At 53.2% G+C, this 15714-nt stretch carries 14 protein-coding genes; 10 read left to right on the top strand and 4 right to left on the bottom strand.

Annotation, left to right across the window (positions count from 1 at the left end; genetic code table 11):
* Positions 1–27: 27 nt before the first annotated feature.
* Together FHS18_RS30665 and FHS18_RS30660 are read left to right on the top strand one after the other, a co-directional pair.
* Entirely contained in the window at positions 28–300 is a 273-nt protein-coding gene (locus tag FHS18_RS30665) for a hypothetical protein (protein WP_183604218.1), read from the top strand.
* A 32-nt stretch (positions 301–332) separates the two neighbouring features.
* Positions 333–1433, top strand: coding sequence for a saccharopine dehydrogenase family protein (locus tag FHS18_RS30660; protein WP_183604217.1), 1101 nt, complete (start codon positions 333–335; stop codon positions 1431–1433).
* Between the two features lie 72 nt (positions 1434–1505).
* On the opposite strand, the gene FHS18_RS30655 is transcribed toward FHS18_RS30660, so the two are convergent.
* Positions 1506–2351 carry a helix-turn-helix transcriptional regulator gene (locus FHS18_RS30655; protein ID WP_183604216.1) on the bottom strand — a complete coding sequence of 282 codons (846 nt, stop codon included), beginning with the start codon at positions 2349–2351 and terminating at the stop codon, positions 1506–1508.
* Between the two features lie 176 nt (positions 2352–2527).
* Between FHS18_RS30655 and FHS18_RS30650 the strand changes: the two genes are divergently transcribed.
* Entirely contained in the window at positions 2528–4591 is a 2064-nt protein-coding gene (locus FHS18_RS30650; RefSeq protein WP_183604215.1) for a beta-galactosidase, read from the top strand.
* Positions 4592–4727: 136 nt separating this feature from the next.
* Here FHS18_RS30650 and FHS18_RS30645 read toward each other — a convergent pair whose 3' ends face one another.
* Positions 4728–6116 carry an MFS transporter gene (locus FHS18_RS30645; RefSeq protein WP_183604214.1) on the bottom strand — a complete coding sequence of 463 codons (1389 nt, stop codon included), beginning with the start codon at positions 6114–6116 and terminating at the stop codon, positions 4728–4730.
* 145 nt (positions 6117–6261) lie between these two features.
* On the opposite strand from FHS18_RS30645, the gene FHS18_RS30640 reads away from it, so the two are divergent.
* From FHS18_RS30640 to FHS18_RS30625, 4 genes are all read left to right on the top strand, one after another.
* Positions 6262–6606 (top strand): ArsR/SmtB family transcription factor, encoded by a 345-nt coding sequence (locus FHS18_RS30640; RefSeq protein ID WP_183604213.1) that lies wholly within the window; start codon positions 6262–6264, stop codon positions 6604–6606.
* Positions 6607–6894: 288 nt separating this feature from the next.
* Positions 6895–7530, top strand: a complete 636-nt coding sequence (locus FHS18_RS30635) for a TetR/AcrR family transcriptional regulator (protein ID WP_183604212.1) — start codon at positions 6895–6897, stop codon at positions 7528–7530.
* A 267-nt stretch (positions 7531–7797) separates the two neighbouring features.
* Complete coding sequence (locus FHS18_RS30630) at positions 7798–9369, top strand: ABC-F family ATP-binding cassette domain-containing protein (protein ID WP_183604211.1); 1572 nt, start codon at positions 7798–7800, stop codon at positions 9367–9369.
* A 48-nt stretch (positions 9370–9417) separates the two neighbouring features.
* Positions 9418–9816, top strand: coding sequence for an Imm10 family immunity protein (locus tag FHS18_RS30625; RefSeq protein WP_183604210.1), 399 nt, complete (start codon positions 9418–9420; stop codon positions 9814–9816).
* A 168-nt stretch (positions 9817–9984) separates the two neighbouring features.
* Here FHS18_RS30625 and FHS18_RS30620 read toward each other — a convergent pair whose 3' ends face one another.
* Together FHS18_RS30620 and FHS18_RS30615 are read right to left on the bottom strand one after the other, a co-directional pair.
* Positions 9985–10398, bottom strand: coding sequence for a C-glycoside deglycosidase beta subunit domain-containing protein (locus FHS18_RS30620; protein WP_183604209.1), 414 nt, complete (start codon positions 10396–10398; stop codon positions 9985–9987).
* 54 nt (positions 10399–10452) lie between these two features.
* Positions 10453–11463 carry a sugar phosphate isomerase/epimerase family protein gene (locus FHS18_RS30615; RefSeq protein WP_183604208.1) on the bottom strand — a complete coding sequence of 337 codons (1011 nt, stop codon included), beginning with the start codon at positions 11461–11463 and terminating at the stop codon, positions 10453–10455.
* 368 nt (positions 11464–11831) lie between these two features.
* Between FHS18_RS30615 and FHS18_RS30610 the strand changes: the two genes are divergently transcribed.
* From FHS18_RS30610 to FHS18_RS30600, 3 genes are all read left to right on the top strand, one after another.
* Complete coding sequence (locus tag FHS18_RS30610) at positions 11832–13220, top strand: MFS transporter (protein ID WP_183604207.1); 1389 nt, start codon at positions 11832–11834, stop codon at positions 13218–13220.
* A 140-nt stretch (positions 13221–13360) separates the two neighbouring features.
* Positions 13361–14329: a sugar phosphate isomerase/epimerase family protein gene (locus FHS18_RS30605; protein ID WP_183604206.1), complete on the top strand. Its 969-nt coding sequence runs from the start codon at positions 13361–13363 to the stop codon at positions 14327–14329.
* Between the two features lie 75 nt (positions 14330–14404).
* On the top strand, positions 14405–15499 hold the full coding sequence (locus tag FHS18_RS30600) for a Gfo/Idh/MocA family oxidoreductase (protein ID WP_183604205.1): 1095 nt from the start codon (positions 14405–14407) through the stop codon (positions 15497–15499).
* Positions 15500–15714: the final 215 nt, after the last annotated feature.

Below are 15714 nucleotides of genomic sequence, written 5' to 3'. Positions count from 1 at the left end.
ATGGTGTCTCTTATTGACGCCGCTATAATGAATTGGGAACATGAACGCGTTAACCGCTATGATCGCACGATTCCGCGCAAAATTCCCGGCCATGCGCTGCTATACGATCTAACGGAGCGGCTGCTGGGTGCCGCCATAGGCCGCCATCAAGCGCGTCTGCTCATCGTCGGCGCAGGCCGCGAGTCCGGTCCGATAGCCGCCGAAGAGATCGAGGCGTTGCTCGCCGATGCGGGATTCACGGGAATCTCCCGCTATTACGGAGCTTTCCTTGTTCAGTGGTGGATGTCGACGAAGGAATGAATGAAGCGAATAGATAGAAAGAGGGAGATGTATTGGATAAGAAGGATATTTTGGTGGTCGGCGGTTATGGGCAAGTCGGCTCCACCATATGCAGCCGGTTGGCGGCGCTTTACCCAGGGCATGTCATCGCGGCAGGCCGAAGTCTGGCGCGTGCGGAAGCCTTCTTCCGAAAGATGGGGAACGCGGTCCGGCCGATGGAGTTGAATCTGCTGGAGCCAATCGAACCTGAGCGGCTCCAATCCGTCAAATTGGTCATGATGTGCCTGGACCAGACCGATACCCGGTTCGTCGAATCGTGCATACAGGCGGGAGCGGACTATATCGACATTACTGCCAATTTCGAATTCCTCTCCCGTCTGGAGTCGCTCGGCGGATTAATGGAAGGTCATCGGACCGCGGCTGTCATCAGCGTCGGTCTAGCGCCGGGGTTAACCAATCTGATGGCGATGGCGGCGAAAAAGCACTTCACCGATTATCGATCAGCCGAGATTACGATCATGCTCGGACTTGGGGAGGCGCACGGCAGAGCGGCGATGGAATGGACGCTGGATCAGCTGAATACGCGATATGCAGTTATGCAGGAAGGCAGCATGCTCGAAGTAGTTGGTTTCACAGGCGGCCAGAAGACAGATTTCGGACCGCATCTGGGCAAGCGGACCGGTTATCTGTTCAACTTCTCCGACCAGCATGTCCTGCCGCGAACAGTCGGCGTGCGTACGGCAACCACCAGGCTCTGTTTCGACTCGAGGATAGTTACCAAGCTGGTTGCTGGGGCCAAATCGACTGGGATTCTGCGTCTGCTGCGATACCGGTTCATCAGGGAGGCGGCGTTGAAATTATTCGGCTTGCTGCGCGCAGGCCAAGAGCTGTTCGCGGTCAAGGTCGATGCCAAGGGAGTATGGGGTGACGAAGAACGTGTTGTCGAGCTTACGCTGACCGGCAAGCGAGAAGCGGAAGTAACCGGGATCGTCGCGGCTGCCGCTGCCGCGCGGTTGTATCGGTCCGATTCCGCTCGCGGGTTATACCATCTCGAACAATTCCTCGCGTTAGATGATCTCGTCTCCGGGGAATTGAGCGGATGCATTGAAGTGAAGACCGAGATGACGGTTGTGAAGCGGGTCGAGCTCAGCTGAGATGAGCTCAGCTGCCGAGATCATATCGTCAGCCTAAGGTACATCGTCAAGCTGCTCCGGAGTAGGCAAAGGCTACAGTTTATGGATTAGCCGGAACTCGAGCGGCGTCATGCCCTCGAGCGACCGAAAGCATTTGCCGAAGTAACTGCTCTGGGAAAATCCGGTTTCCAATGCGATCGCCTTGATCGATAAATTCGTGGAGGACAAGAGCTGTTTGGCTTGCAGAATCCTGGACTCCAGCAGAAAATCGGAAAACGACATCCCGAACTTCTGATTGAATTTGCGGCTAAAGTAATGAGCGCTGAAGCCTGCTACGGCAGCCGCTTGTTCCAACGTAATAGGCGCCTTGCAGTGGGAGTGCACATAATTGGCCGCCACGTGCAGCTTGTCGTCTGCCTGATTGGCAGGAACGTTGAGCTGGGTTGCCGCTGCCTGCAGCCGGGTCAAGAGCTTGTACAGGGTCGAAGCCACTTCAAATTCATCTTCGACCTCATAGGCTCTGCCGAGCTTCAGCAGCGTCTCGATATCCGTCTCGAAGGGGGTTAAATCCGACAGCCGGAACAGCCATGGCTCGTCGAGGCTTTTGCCATCGAGGAATTCCTCCAGCCTTATGCCGTAGAAATGCACCCATCGGATGCTCCACGGATCGTCGGAATCGGAATAATAGGTTTGTCTCAATCCGGGACCATACAGAAAACCTTGTCCGCGCGCGAGCTCGAAGGTCCTGCCCTCATGCTCGAGATAACCTTTGCCCCCGACGACAAGATGCAAGTTATAGTATCGGTCCAAGTGGTTCTCCTTCGTCGCGTATTCCCGATTCACGCGATGCTCGGGAAATTCGCTATAGCCGCCGATAAAGTCGGGGAAGCAGCTGTGCCGCTGGAAGAGCGGCTTGGGAAAGAAGATATGCTCTCTCATCAAGCACCTCAGTTACACAATATAGTTATAGTGATGGCTAGTTGTTCTGCTATTATTAGCGACTATCCGATAATGGGATGACAATATATTAATACATATCGCATGATTTTGTCATTTCATCCTACGTGATCATCGGGCTACAATGGAGATATAGTAGCGATGGGAGGCAAGTCATCATGGCAAAATCGATTCAGATGAACGAGTTAACGTTAGGCGTTTGTTATTATCCGGAGCATTGGCCGGAGGAGTTGTGGGAAGACGATTTCCGGCGCATGCGGGAGATGAATATCTCGGTAATTCGAATGGCGGAATTCGCTTGGGCGATGCTGGAGCCGGAGGAAGGGAAGTTCGATTTCGGCTTTTTCCACCGGGTGATGGACTTGGCGCACCGATATGGATTGAAGGTTATCTTGGGAACGCCGACTGCCACGCCGCCGGCTTGGTTAACGCATAAGTATCCCGAGGTATTGAACGCGAACGTGGAGGGCGTATTGTACCGGCATGGCATGCGTCGCCATTACAACTACAGCAGCCCCAAATACCGGGAATTGTGCGCGATCATCGTGCGAAAAATGGTGGACGCTTATAAGGACCACCCTGCGGTGATCGGATGGCAGATCGACAACGAGCTGAATTGCGAGATGAACGTATTCTACTCGGAAGCGGATCATGTGGCATTCAGAGCTTGGTTGCAGGAGCGCTACGCGACGCTCGATAAATTGAACAAAGCGTGGGGTACCGTATTCTGGAGCCAGACCTATACCGATTGGGAGCAAGTGTATCTCACCCGGCCAATGGTCAATCAATCGCCGAATCCGCATTTGGCACTCGACGAGAAACGGTTTATCTCCGCGAATGCGATTTCGTTCGCCCGAATTCAAGCCGATCTGATTCGAGAGCTTGCTCCTCACCATTGGATCACCACCAATGGCACATTCGGCCATCTGGATAGTCATGAGCTGACTGACGAGCTGCTGGATTTCTACTCCTACGATTCGTACCCGCAGTTCTCGACGATCTTCCCTAGCGATGACGAGAATCCGCTGGCAGACCGGGCATGGAGCTTGAACTTGTCCAATACCCGATCTATATCGCCGAATTTCTGCGTCATGGAGCAGCAGTCCGGACCGGGAGGCTGGGTAGACCGCATTGAGATGGGCACGCCGAGACCTGGGCAGATCCGCTTGTGGTCCTATCAGTCCGTCCTGCATGGAACGGATCTGCTGGTGTATTTCCGCTGGCGCACGGCAACGATGGGCACGGAGATTTATTGGCATGGGATCAACGACTACCACAACCGGCCGAATCGCAGAGTGCGTGAAGTCGCTCAGGTCGGGGAAGAGTTCGGGAAGATCGGCGCGCTCATCGCAGGGGCGACCTATCAAGCCGAAGTGGCGATCTTGCAGGATTATGACAACGTCTGGGACGGGGAATTGGATCGTTGGCACGGACCGCTGCAGTGGAAGAGCGTACGAGCTTGGTACAAGCAGCTTCAGTATCGCCATATTCCGGCGGACCTGATTACGCTGCGCGCGAAGACCGATCTGGACGATTTGGCCAAATATAAAGTCATTGTCTATCCGCATGCGGCGATCATGACGGATGAAACCGCCGAGCTGCTGACGAAATACGTGGAGCAGGGCGGTAAGCTGATCTTCGGCGCTCGCACGGGGTATAAGGACATGACCGGACAGTGCTATATGCGGCCGTTCCCGGGGCCGGTCGCCGAGCTGTGCGGAATAACGATCGAAGATTTCACCTTGATTAAGGGCACCGTGGGCGTAGCAGAGCTGCAATGGGAAGGCAGCAGCTTGCCGGCCGGCACGAAAGCCGTGGGATTCAATGAAGTGCTGAGCATAGAAGGTACGGATGTGGACATCGTTGCCGCATACGCTACTGAGTATTACAAGGGTATGCCTGCTTTGACAAGGCGTGCTGTAGGTGAGGGCAAGGTCTGGTATTATGGCGCTGCATTCAGTGAGCCGGTCGTGGATGCGCTTCTGGAGGAGATAGGGCTCGTTGCCCTCGCAGCTGACTGGGTTGAAGCGCCTGCCGAGGTTGAGGTAGGCATTCGCTCGAATAAGGGATCGGACTATCTCTTCCTCTTGAATTATGCGAGTGAGCCGGTCTTGCTCACCGTGAAGCAATCGACGACGGATCTGCTAAGCGGCGCGCAGCTCGAAGGTTCAACCGAATTGCCGGCTTACGGAGTCATGGTACTGGATATTACGAAGCGTTAAGAGCAGGAGTGGAGCGGTAGGTTAGCGCGTGCCCTTGCCGCTGCGAAAACGTTAACCAAAAGAGAACCATCTTCGTCTCGAAGATGGTTCTTGGTTATGTTCGAGCGTTCGTTATGTTCACTCGTTCCAGAGAGGATTATGAGACGGACTGTGCTGTTTGCTGGGTCTTCGCTCCGGCACGACGGGTGTAGAAGAACGAACAGACCAGGACGAGCAAGACGATGATCGCCATTCCCCAGAAAATGCTGCTGTATGCGGAAGCCAGCGTGCGGGCTTCCTGCCATTCGAGGGCCGTCGCCGTCGCCGCGATTCCGAACGCGCCGCTGAAGAATTGCAACAGTTGGAACAGTCCGAGACCAGAGCCGACCTGAGACCCTGGCAGCAGCCGCGACAGCTCGTTCGAGACGCTGCTGGAGATGAAGGTAAACCCGATGCTCATCATCATATAGATGAATAGAACGGCCCACTGGGAGTGCGATGCGAAGATCGCGAACAAGACGACTGCAGCCAGCATAAGCAAAGGGATGTACAGAATAATATGGCGATTGCCGTACCGGTCGATCACTCTTCCGACCAGGCGGGACAGAATCATGGCAAGCAACGACCCCGGGAAGATAATGAAGCCGGATTCGCTGGCCGAGAGACCGAATTGATGCACCAGAATCTGCGGCAGGATGAACAAGGTGGCGAAGCTGCACAGATAAGCGCCGATCCCGACGGCACTGACCATCAAATATCGCCCATTGCGGAACAGCGCCGGCTGGACGAACGGGTCGCGAGCCATGCGAATGCGGAAGACGAACAAGATGATGGCAGCGAGGCCGGCCGCGAGCCAATACCAGACTTGGCTGGTTAGGAAAAGGAGCAGTCCCGTCGTGCCGATTCCCGCGAATAAGGCGCCGAACAGGTCGAAACTTCCTTTGGCCGGCGTTTCCTTCGGAAGCAGTCGGATGTAGAACGGAATCAGCGCCAAAGTAAGGGAAGTTATGACGAATAGATAATGCCAGCCCAAATATTCGACGATGACGCCGCCGATTACGGGACCTAAGCCCAAACCGAGCGAAGCTGCCGACATGATCGCGGCCATGGCCTTGCCCCGGTTCTCAACGGGAACGTATCTTGTGATGAGGACCATGGAGAGCGCCGGAATCGCGCCTGCGCCGGAAGCTTGAATGAGGCGCGCGATTAAGAGCGGAATGAAGCTATTGCTGAATAAGCCGATGATGGCGGCTCCGCCGAAGGACAGAATGCCGATGACATACAATCTCCGGATGGGAACGAAATCCGACAGCCGGCTGTACGTGATGGACGAAATGGCGAATAGGATGGAGTAGCCGGTGACGATCCACGATACCGATGTGGAGGAGAGCGCGAAATCTTGCGCCACGTCGGGCAACGCGAGGTTGAACATCATCGTATTCATGATGACGAGCACGATTGTAAGCCCAAGCAACAGGGTAAAGACGCTTTCGCGAATATGAACGTTATCGGCGCCGGTGCGATTGGCTAGGTCCGTATCGGACATGATATCCCTCTTCTCACTATTTCTAATGTTCGATTATCATCGAACATTAGAAATATAGCATGCGATATGATAAGATGCAATTGTTACTTGCCGATCTTTTCACTGACAACGATTACATGTTATCGACGTAAAGGGGCTGCTCTACATGAAAGCGTTACATCATCCCGATCGATCGGACCTTCAACTTACTTCCGTCCTTTATGCGCTAAGCGACCCCATCCGTATTCGCTTGGTGGCTACTTTGGTTAAGATGGGGGAAGGTTCATGCGGGTGTCTCGATTTGCCTATCGTGAAGTCAACCTTGTCTCATCATATGCGTACGCTACGCGAATCAGGCATCATTCGCACCCGCATTCAAGGCACGCTGCGACTGCAGAGCATTCGGGAGGAAGACTTGGAAGCGCGTTTTCCGGGTTTGCTCCATACGGTTCTTCAAGCTTACGAAAACTCGACAGGCGAGGCGGCGGCTTATCCGCTGCCGCAAGAATAGGCAGTGCCACACTGACACTAGACGTTATGGGCCCTTGATTTGCGTTCATGGTCGCAAGAACGGGAAATGCAACATTGATCGTTCCTCATTATATAGCCGGATGACAAAAAATCCTCGGATGATCGTTCCATGAACGACAATCCGAGGATTTTTTGTCGTGAACAAATTACGGCAGGCGCAATAATTGCGCGAAGAGCTGGTTTTATGGTACGATAAGTTAAATATTTTACAACGTGTAAATCATTGACTGATCGTGGAATATGCGTTGTAGGCTTGGGGGATCGGGAGATGACAACGCAATGGCATTTGGAGATGCGCAACAAGAACAGGGATGAGATCATCCATTCGGCGCAGGAGCTATTCCTGGAACTCGATGTGTCCGGTGTGGGAATCAAGGATATATGCGCGAAGGCCGGCGTCAGCCGCGTAACGTTCTACAAGTATTTTAATTCCATCGACGAGCTCGCTTTCGAAGTGCAGATTAAAGTGATGGACGAGATGAACAGCTATATGAATGAGCACGTGACCTTGAACGGGTCCGGCCGGGAGAAGCTGGAAGCGCTGCTATCCGCATGGGCGGAATTCGCCAAGCAGCACCCGAATCATTTCAAGTACATCGGCTACTTCGATCATCATTACCGCGACCGTTACCCGAACGAAGAGCTGGCCGAGCGCTATCGGCAGTCGATCGACAAGAGCCGAGGAGAGTTCCCGCTCTCGGTTCTGCTGCGGGAGGGCATCTCGGACGGGAGCATCCGCCGCGATCTGAACGTTAATGAGGTTGGCGCCACGATCTACGAGACGATGCTCAGCTTGCTCCAACGGATGACCTCGCGCGGGGAGATCATCAAGAAGGAGCATCAGATCGAGACGAGTGCGATCGTCAAGACCGCGTTGTCGATGGTATTGAGGTATGTCCAGTAGCATAGATAGGCCAATCGGCATAAGGCGTACGTTCTCCTGCAGAGCAGCATGGGGAGCGTACGTCTTTTTTTGTTCGGGCAAGAATGACGAACGGCCATTGCAATAGTTGGGGAACGGCACAAAGAATATGAATCAAGCCAGCATGAGCTCGCCGTTGCAATCGCCTCGACAAAGGAAGAACTTCTGCGCTGGAACACACCAATGCCTGTTCCTGCCGCGCTAGTGGTATACTTAGGCAATACGATGGCAAGACGAAGGAGAATAGCGATGAGCGTTATACGGTTAGAGAACGTCACGATGAAATACGAAGAGTCCATGATCTTCCGCAATATTTATTTTCGCCTGAGCCATGGGGAGCGAATCGGCCTGATCGGGCGGAACGGCGCAGGTAAGTCGACGGTATTCCGGCTTATCTTGGGCAAGGAAGAACCAACGTCGGGGAATGTGGAAGTCGATCCCCAGGTGAAGATCGGCTACTTCTCACAATTCTCGGAGCTGCAAGGCACTCTCTCCGTTCAACAAGAGCTGGAACTGTGTTTCGAGCAGGTTACGCGCATTGAGCAGGAACTTCAGGAGATCGGCGAGAAACTCGGCATCGTCACCGATGACGGGGAGATGGATACGCTGCTATCCAGGCAAGCGGAGCTGTTCGAACAGATGGAGCATTTGGACGGATGGAACGTGTCGGTCGAGATCAACACGGTGCTCACGAAGCTGGGATTCAACGATCATTCCCGTCATCAGCCTGTGGGCGAATTGTCCGGCGGCTGGCGCAACCGCGCCGCGCTCGCCAAGATGCTGATCGAGCAGCCCGATGTCGTCTTGCTCGACGAGCCGACGAATTATTTGGATATCGAAGGCATCGCTTGGCTCGAGCAGTGGCTGTACCGGTTCAAAGGCGCGATGATTCTGGTCTCGCATGATCGCCAATTTATCGATAAGGTCGTGACGCGTACGATCGAGATCGAGAACTATCATTTTCAGGAATACGAAGGGAATTACACCGATTACGTCCGCAAGAAGAAGATGCGCAAGAAGGAGCTGGACCGCCAGTTTGAGTGGGAGGAAGAGCTGCTTTTAATGGAAGCGGAGGCCATCGACAGCCGCGCCAGCCGCAAATCCGCCAAGGATCGGCTTTCGCGTCAATTGGCGGAGAACAAGAAACGGATCGAGCCGCATCCGGTCAACGTGCTCATTACCGATATTTACGAGAAGCTTCGATTCCCGGACAAGCTATGCGAAGTGAAGCATATCGGACAAACCTTCGGGGATCGCGTGATCTTCCAGAACGTCAGCTTCGATATCCAGAAGGAAGACCGCCTTGTGATCGTCGGCCCTAACGGAAGCGGCAAGTCGACGCTGATCAAGGTGCTTACCGGCGAAGCCGAACCGGAATCCGGCGAAGTGGCTTGGGAGAAGGGCGTCGGCTACGCGTACTTCAACCGGATGTGGGAGGAGCTGGACTCGAAGGATACCGTGTCTCATGCAGTGAACACCTACGGACTCGGACTGGACGCGCCGCGCAAAAAGGTCAACAAATTCCTCTCCATGCTCCAATTTTCGGAGGCCGACTTGAGTAAGAAGATCGGCAATCTCTCCGGCGGGCAGAAGGCTCGCGTCGCGCTGGCGAAATGCTTGCTCTCGGGGGCGGCCGTCATTGTATTGGACGAGCCGACGAACCATCTCGACCTGACGAGCATTCAGGTGATGGAGCAGGCGCTGATCCATTTTCCCGGGGCCGTGATTACGGTCAGCCATGACCGGTTCTTCATCGATAAAATCGGAACGAAAATGCTGCAGTTCGATCCTGTGCAGGGTGTGAGCGAGCAGAGTTTGTGATCGAGCGAAAAAGCAGAGAGTTTAGTTGAGATCAAGTGAGGGATGCATTTGTTTACTCAAACTGCGCAATTTTTATATTCGAATTGTGATGAAGAAATAGACGTTATTCTTGTTGGTTTTGCTGATCAAGAATTTGAAACAAAAGAATATATACTTTTACAGAGATCCTTGGAGAGCGATGATCGGGACAAAGCTCTAGGGCTTGATAAAGTGCATCTCACTATAAATGGAGAAGAATGTTCAGGCTACTGCGATATTAAAGAACTCCTATTACGCAGTAACTCATTAGAGATCATTCTTGATGAATCAACGGCCGAAGGGCTTGAATTGCCAAAGCATATTAAGATTGAGTTCAATGTTGATGTAGAGCAATTACAAGCAATGAGAAATCATCTTGAACTCATGTTTCAAAATGAGCCCGGAGTACTTAACTATTTTGATAGTTAGCAAAAGCACCTTAAGCGAAGAACATTAGTTCAGAGCGATGCCGTCTGCTTTGTCTTCGCAACCGGCGAAAGCTAGACTTAATCCATCATTATAGAAAAACCTCTTGTGATCAGCAGGCACTAGAACTGTGCCGATCACAAGAGGTTTTCGTCATTTCTTCAAACCGATTTACACGGCAAGTTCCAGCGTCTTCTGCGAATGCGAGACCGCCATAATCGGAATGTAGGAGGCGCGGATGTGCTCCTCGGCATAGACTTCATGCGAACCCGCAGTCAGGCCGCCGGGCTTCAGACAAGTAATCGTCGCGATCTGGGTCAGTTCCCAACGCTGATCAATCGCTTCTTCCATTTCGTCGAGCGTGTAGGTCAGATCGCCGATCGTGAATCGAATGTCCGCTCTGTTGATTTGCTCGCCATCGACGGCGATTTGGATATCCTCGATCTGGGACAGGATGTAGCCTCTGTAATTGGCGATGCGAAGACGGACTTGGAACCCGATCGTCTCGCCGTCCTTGATGATATTCTGAAAGCCATCCTCGCAAATCATATACCGATCGTACCCGAAAATATTCCCCTTAGACATGCTTTGTCCTCCTTATATGAAAACAGTAGTGGTGATGGAATGTGCCGTTCGCGTTTACTGCCCGAGGTAGCGGCGCAGCATAGCTTGATGACGCGTCACTTGCTCGATCTCATCGAAGTTCGGATCTTCGATATCCTGCGTCAGACGCTGACCTTCGTATTCGCTCATGATGTAACCGTTGTATCCGCTCTTCGTCAAGACGTCCATGACGCCGTCATAATCGACGCTTGGTTCCCGCAGCTCATTCGTTACTTCATAGAACTTCCCGTGCACATGCGTCACATAAGGCATGAATTCCGCAAGCGCCTTCGGATTCTGGTACGTCCACGTCTCGATCATGACGCGCATCGCCAGCCACATGTCCAGATCATTGCCGCCCATCGACCCAACTTTGGCCATCAGATCCTTCGGAATCTCGCGGCTTACATAGACGTCGTTCAAGTACTCGGCGATCCGTTGCTGTCCCCCTTTGCGGAGCGACTCGGCGATGACCACAGGCGGAATCGTGCGGGAGAAAGTACCCAGATCCGGCATGAGGCCGAGATGTTTGGTGCCGGTCTTCTCGATCAGTTCGACGTTGCGGCGTACCCATTCGCCGGTCATCAAATGCGGTGCGTGAACCTCGGAAGCGAGCTTGATGCCTTGCTCCTCCGCATGAGGGATGCACGCCTCAATGACTTCGTAGGGGAGATGCATCGTCAAGCGGATGAAGGAGAAGTTGAGCGCTTTGGCCGTCTTCATCAGCGCGAGCAGCTGCTGGAGCAGTTCCTCGTTCGTCACCTTCTTGCGCTTATGCAACTTCGTCTCTCCATAGATATCGAGACAGACCGCCTCGAGCTTATATTGCTGCAGCATCTCGTTCCATCGGTCGACGAAAGCGTCCGACAGATTGTAGGTGATGCTCGGATAACCCGGAACCATCTGATCGACGAGCATCTCAATGCCTTGCACGCCAAGTTTGGACGCTTGCGCCAGGCAATCTTCCAACGTCATGGCACCGGTATAATATTTCTGCTGAAAGCTGAACAAACTAATGCCGCGTTTAATCGGTGAGATGGAATTCATAGCGTATACCTCCTGAATATGAGAGAAATAATGGTTTACAATTTATTAAAGGCTAACAATGTGTAAACTATTGAATGACGCTATCTTATCATGCCTGATTTCCGCTTTGCAAGCACTTTCTTTTCCGCTAGGAGATCAAAAATTCGCTTTTAGTAGAAGCGAAATTCAATAAAAATAAAACGCTTGCATAACAAGAAACGCGGTGCTATTCTGAAATCGCAACAAAGGTTTACACCGGATAAATGGTTATGCGTGAGTTAATCTTTGGAATTGCGATAAAAACGTTCTAAGGGGGCCGATCCTACGCATTCATAACATGGATTAAACCGAGCAAGTGGTTTGTATTTCCCATCTCAGGAGGTCATCGCATGGAAAGCATGCTGCACACAAACGAAATGATTAGCGGCGCTCAGCAACAAACCACCAAGCTAACATTCAAAGAGAAATTCAGTTTCGGCCTGGGCGACTTGGCATCGAACCTGATCTGGTCGATGATTTCCAGCTATCTTTTATTCTTCTACACGGACGTCTATCTGGTTCCGGTAGCTGCAATCGGCACGCTGTTCTTGATCTCCAGGGTAGGCGACGCGCTGATCGATCCGATCTTCGGCGTGATGGTGGACAAGACGAATACGAAGCGGGGCAAAGCAAGGCCTTATATTCTCTATTTGGCTGTTCCGTTCGGCGTGCTTAGCATTCTGACGTTCTCTTCGCCGCAGTTCTCCGATACGGGCAAAATCATTTATGCCTATGCCACCTACATTGTGCTCGGCATCATCTATTCGGCGATCAATATCCCTTACGGTACCTTGATGTCGCTCATGACGCGTGACAGCCAGGAGAAGATGCAGCTGAGCAGCTTCCGGATCTTCGGCATGGCGGTCGGTTCCATAGCGATTACGGCGTTAACGATGCCGCTGGTCAAAGCTTTCGGCGGTGGGGACCAGAAGTCGGGTTTCTTCTGGACGATTACGCTATTCTCTATTGTTAGCGTTATCATCTTCCTGATCGTATACCGAAATACGAAAGAACATGTAACGGATACGGAAAGCCAGCATCACGAGAAATTGTCGATCGGGGCGATGGTGAAGCTGCTGGTCCGCAATCAGCCGTGGGTCGTCTCTACGTTATTCGCGCTTGTGACGTTCTTGCGGATCGGGGCTGCCGTGCCGCTCACGATTTATTTTTCGATCTATGTGCTCCATAAGCCGAATCTGGTGTCCGTCTTGCTTCCGCTGCTTTATGTAACCGCTATTATCGGGTCGTTCTTCGCGGCTCCGTTCTTCAAGCGGTTCGGCAAGCGCAACGGCAACATCATCTCACTAGCCATCAGCGTTGTGTTCTTCGTCGCTCTTCCGTTCTGCGAAGGCAATACGGCACTGTACCTTGTCTTGTATACGCTCTCTTACGTATTCGGAGGCCTGTGCATGATCTCGGTGTTCACGATGATTGCGGACTCCGCGGATTACCATGAATGGAAGTTCAATACGAGAGCGGACGGACAGCTCTATTCGGGTTATAGCTTCGCGACGAAGGTAGGATCGGCGCTTGCTTCCTCGCTTGTCGCTTATGCGTTGGCTTGGTTTAACTACAATCCGGAGCAAATTACGGACACGGCCGTGACGGGGATTCGCTATCTGTTCTACGGCATGCCGCTTGTGCTCATGGCGGTCCAGATCCTCATTATGTGTTTCTACAAGCTGGATCGGACGCACTCGGGCATTATCGAGCAATTGAAAGCACGCAGACAATCGTAAGACGATCAGAATCAAGCGAAAAAAGAGGTTGCTTTCCCTGAAAAGGGTATGGTATCCTTGCGCCATAACCATTAACACGTTGTATATGGTTAATTCATAGATAACCATTATACCGATGGCTGATGTAAGGAGGTATAACGATGAAGTTAGGCGTATTTTCGGTGCTGCTGGCACAGAAGCCTCTGGAGGAGGCGCTTGATTTTATCGCGGCCCAAGGGCTCGAAGCGGTTGAACTCGGCACAGGGGGATATCCCGGCAATGCGCATTGCAACCCGGAAGAACTGCTCGCAGATCGCGGCAAGCTGAGTCGATTCAAGCAAGCGTTCGAATCGAGAGGGCTCATGATCAGCGCGCTCAGCTGCCACGGCAATCCGCTTCATCCGCAGAAGGCGATCGCGAACCAGTTCCATCATGACTTCATGCAGACGATCGAGCTGGCCGAGTTGCTTGAGGTTCCCGTTGTAAACGGTTTCTCTGGCTGTCCCGGAGATTCGGACAACGCGCTTTATCCGAACTGGCCCGTGGCGCCGTGGCCGAACGATTATCAAGAACTGCTTGCTTGGCAGTGGGAGCAGAAAGTCATTCCGTACTGGCGGGAAACAGGGAAGGCGGCGGACGACAAAGGCATTCGCATCGGGTTGGAGCTGCACGGCGGGTTCTCGGTACATACCCCGGCGACGCTGCTGCGGCTGCGAGAGGCGGTCGGCGAAGTAATCGGCGCGAACCTCGATCCGAGCCATATGTGGTGGCAGGGCATCGATCCCGTACAAGCCATTCATATCCTCGGACGTGCCGGCGCGATTCATCATTTCCATGCGAAGGATACCGTCGTTGATCCGATCAACGTGAACCGGCACGGGATTACGGACATGCAGCCGTACACGGCGATGCTGGGTCGGGCATGGCAGTTCCGCTCCGTCGGTTATGGCCACGATCTGAAGACATGGGCAGATATCATGAGTGCCCTGCGACTAGTCGGTTACGATTACGTCGTCAGCATCGAGCATGAGGATGGCCTGATGTCCATCGAAGAAGGGTTCTCTAAGGCGGTCGGCAATCTGCAGCAGGTGCTGATCAAGGAACCGCTAGGCCAGATGTGGTGGGTGTAGCCGGTCCTTTCGTACATTCATTTCTCTATTGTAAGAAGCAGTCTTACTATCATATCCAATCAGGAGGAATTCACTGTGAAAAAACTAAGAATCGGATTTATCGGCTGCGGCGGCATCGCCAATCAAAAGCACTTCCCTTCGCTTGCGAAACTGTCGGACAAAGTGGAAATGGTCGCGTTCTGTGACATCGAGGAAGAGCGCGCGGTTCAAGCCGCTAAGCAGTTCGGCATTGAGGGTTCGCTCGTTACGACGGATTATATGGAGGTCGTGAATGATCCATCGATCGACGTTATCCATGTCCTGACACCGAACGTGTCCCACTCCTTTATCACGGTGGCGGCGCTCGAGGCCGGCAAACATGTGATGTGCGAAAAGCCGATGGCGATCAATTCAGAGGAAGCGAAGAAGATGCTGGAGGCGGCGCAGCGCACGGGCAAGAAACTGACGATCGGCTACCAGAACCGTTTCCGCTCGGACTCGCTCGCGCTGTATGACGCTTGCCAGAAAAAAGAGCTCGGCGACGTTTACTTCGCCAAAGCGCATGCCGTTCGCCGCAGAGGTGTACCGACATGGGGCGTATTCCCGGACAAATCCAAGCAAGGCGGCGGTCCGCTGATCGACATCGGCACCCATGCGCTTGACCTCGCTCTGTGGACGATGGACAACTATAAGCCAACGCTGGTGGTAGGCTCTTCCTTCCAGATGCTCAAGGACAAACCGGCCGGCAATATGTTCGGACCTTGGGATCCGGAAACGTACGAAGTCGAAGATTCGGCATTCGGTTTCATTAAGATGGAGAACGGCGCGACGATATACCTGGAAGCAGCTTGGGCGCTGAACGTGCTGAACGCGAAGGAAGCGCAAGTGACGCTGTGCGGCACGGACGGCGGCGCCGAGATGATGGGCAAGGCGTTCCTGGACGAAGGTTATGTCGTCTACAACCACGCGAAGCAAGGACAACTCGTGGAGACGAAGCCGTCCGAAGCCGGCGCGATCGCATTCTTCTCCGGCGAAAGCCAGCGTGCAGCCGACGTGGAAGCACGCCAATGGATCGACGCAATCCTGAACGACACCGAGCCGATGGTCAAGCCGGAGCAAGCGTATGTCGTAACCCAAATCCTCGAAGCCATCTACAAGTCGGCGGAGACAGGAAAACCGGTTGAACTATAAGCTCGCAGGAACTGCGAGCAGTAAGATCGCGTGAAGCGCGGGAAGTAAGATCGCGACAAGCGCGAGCAGTAGGATAGCGGGAATTGCGAGAGAAATGACTGCCTGAGCATGGCTCGGCAGTCAGATTGTAGAGAAACCCCACGTTTTTTCAAACGTCGGGTTTCTCTTTTGCTTTCTCGAGTTGTTTTTGAGGTGGTTTAGGAAGGCTCACGCCT

This window comes from Paenibacillus phyllosphaerae, assembly GCF_014192105.1.
GTDB lineage: Bacteria > Bacillota > Bacilli > Paenibacillales > Paenibacillaceae > Paenibacillus_Z > Paenibacillus_Z phyllosphaerae.
The sequence above is the reverse complement of the archived record's forward strand: the minus strand, read 5'-3'. Positions and strand labels throughout refer to the sequence as shown.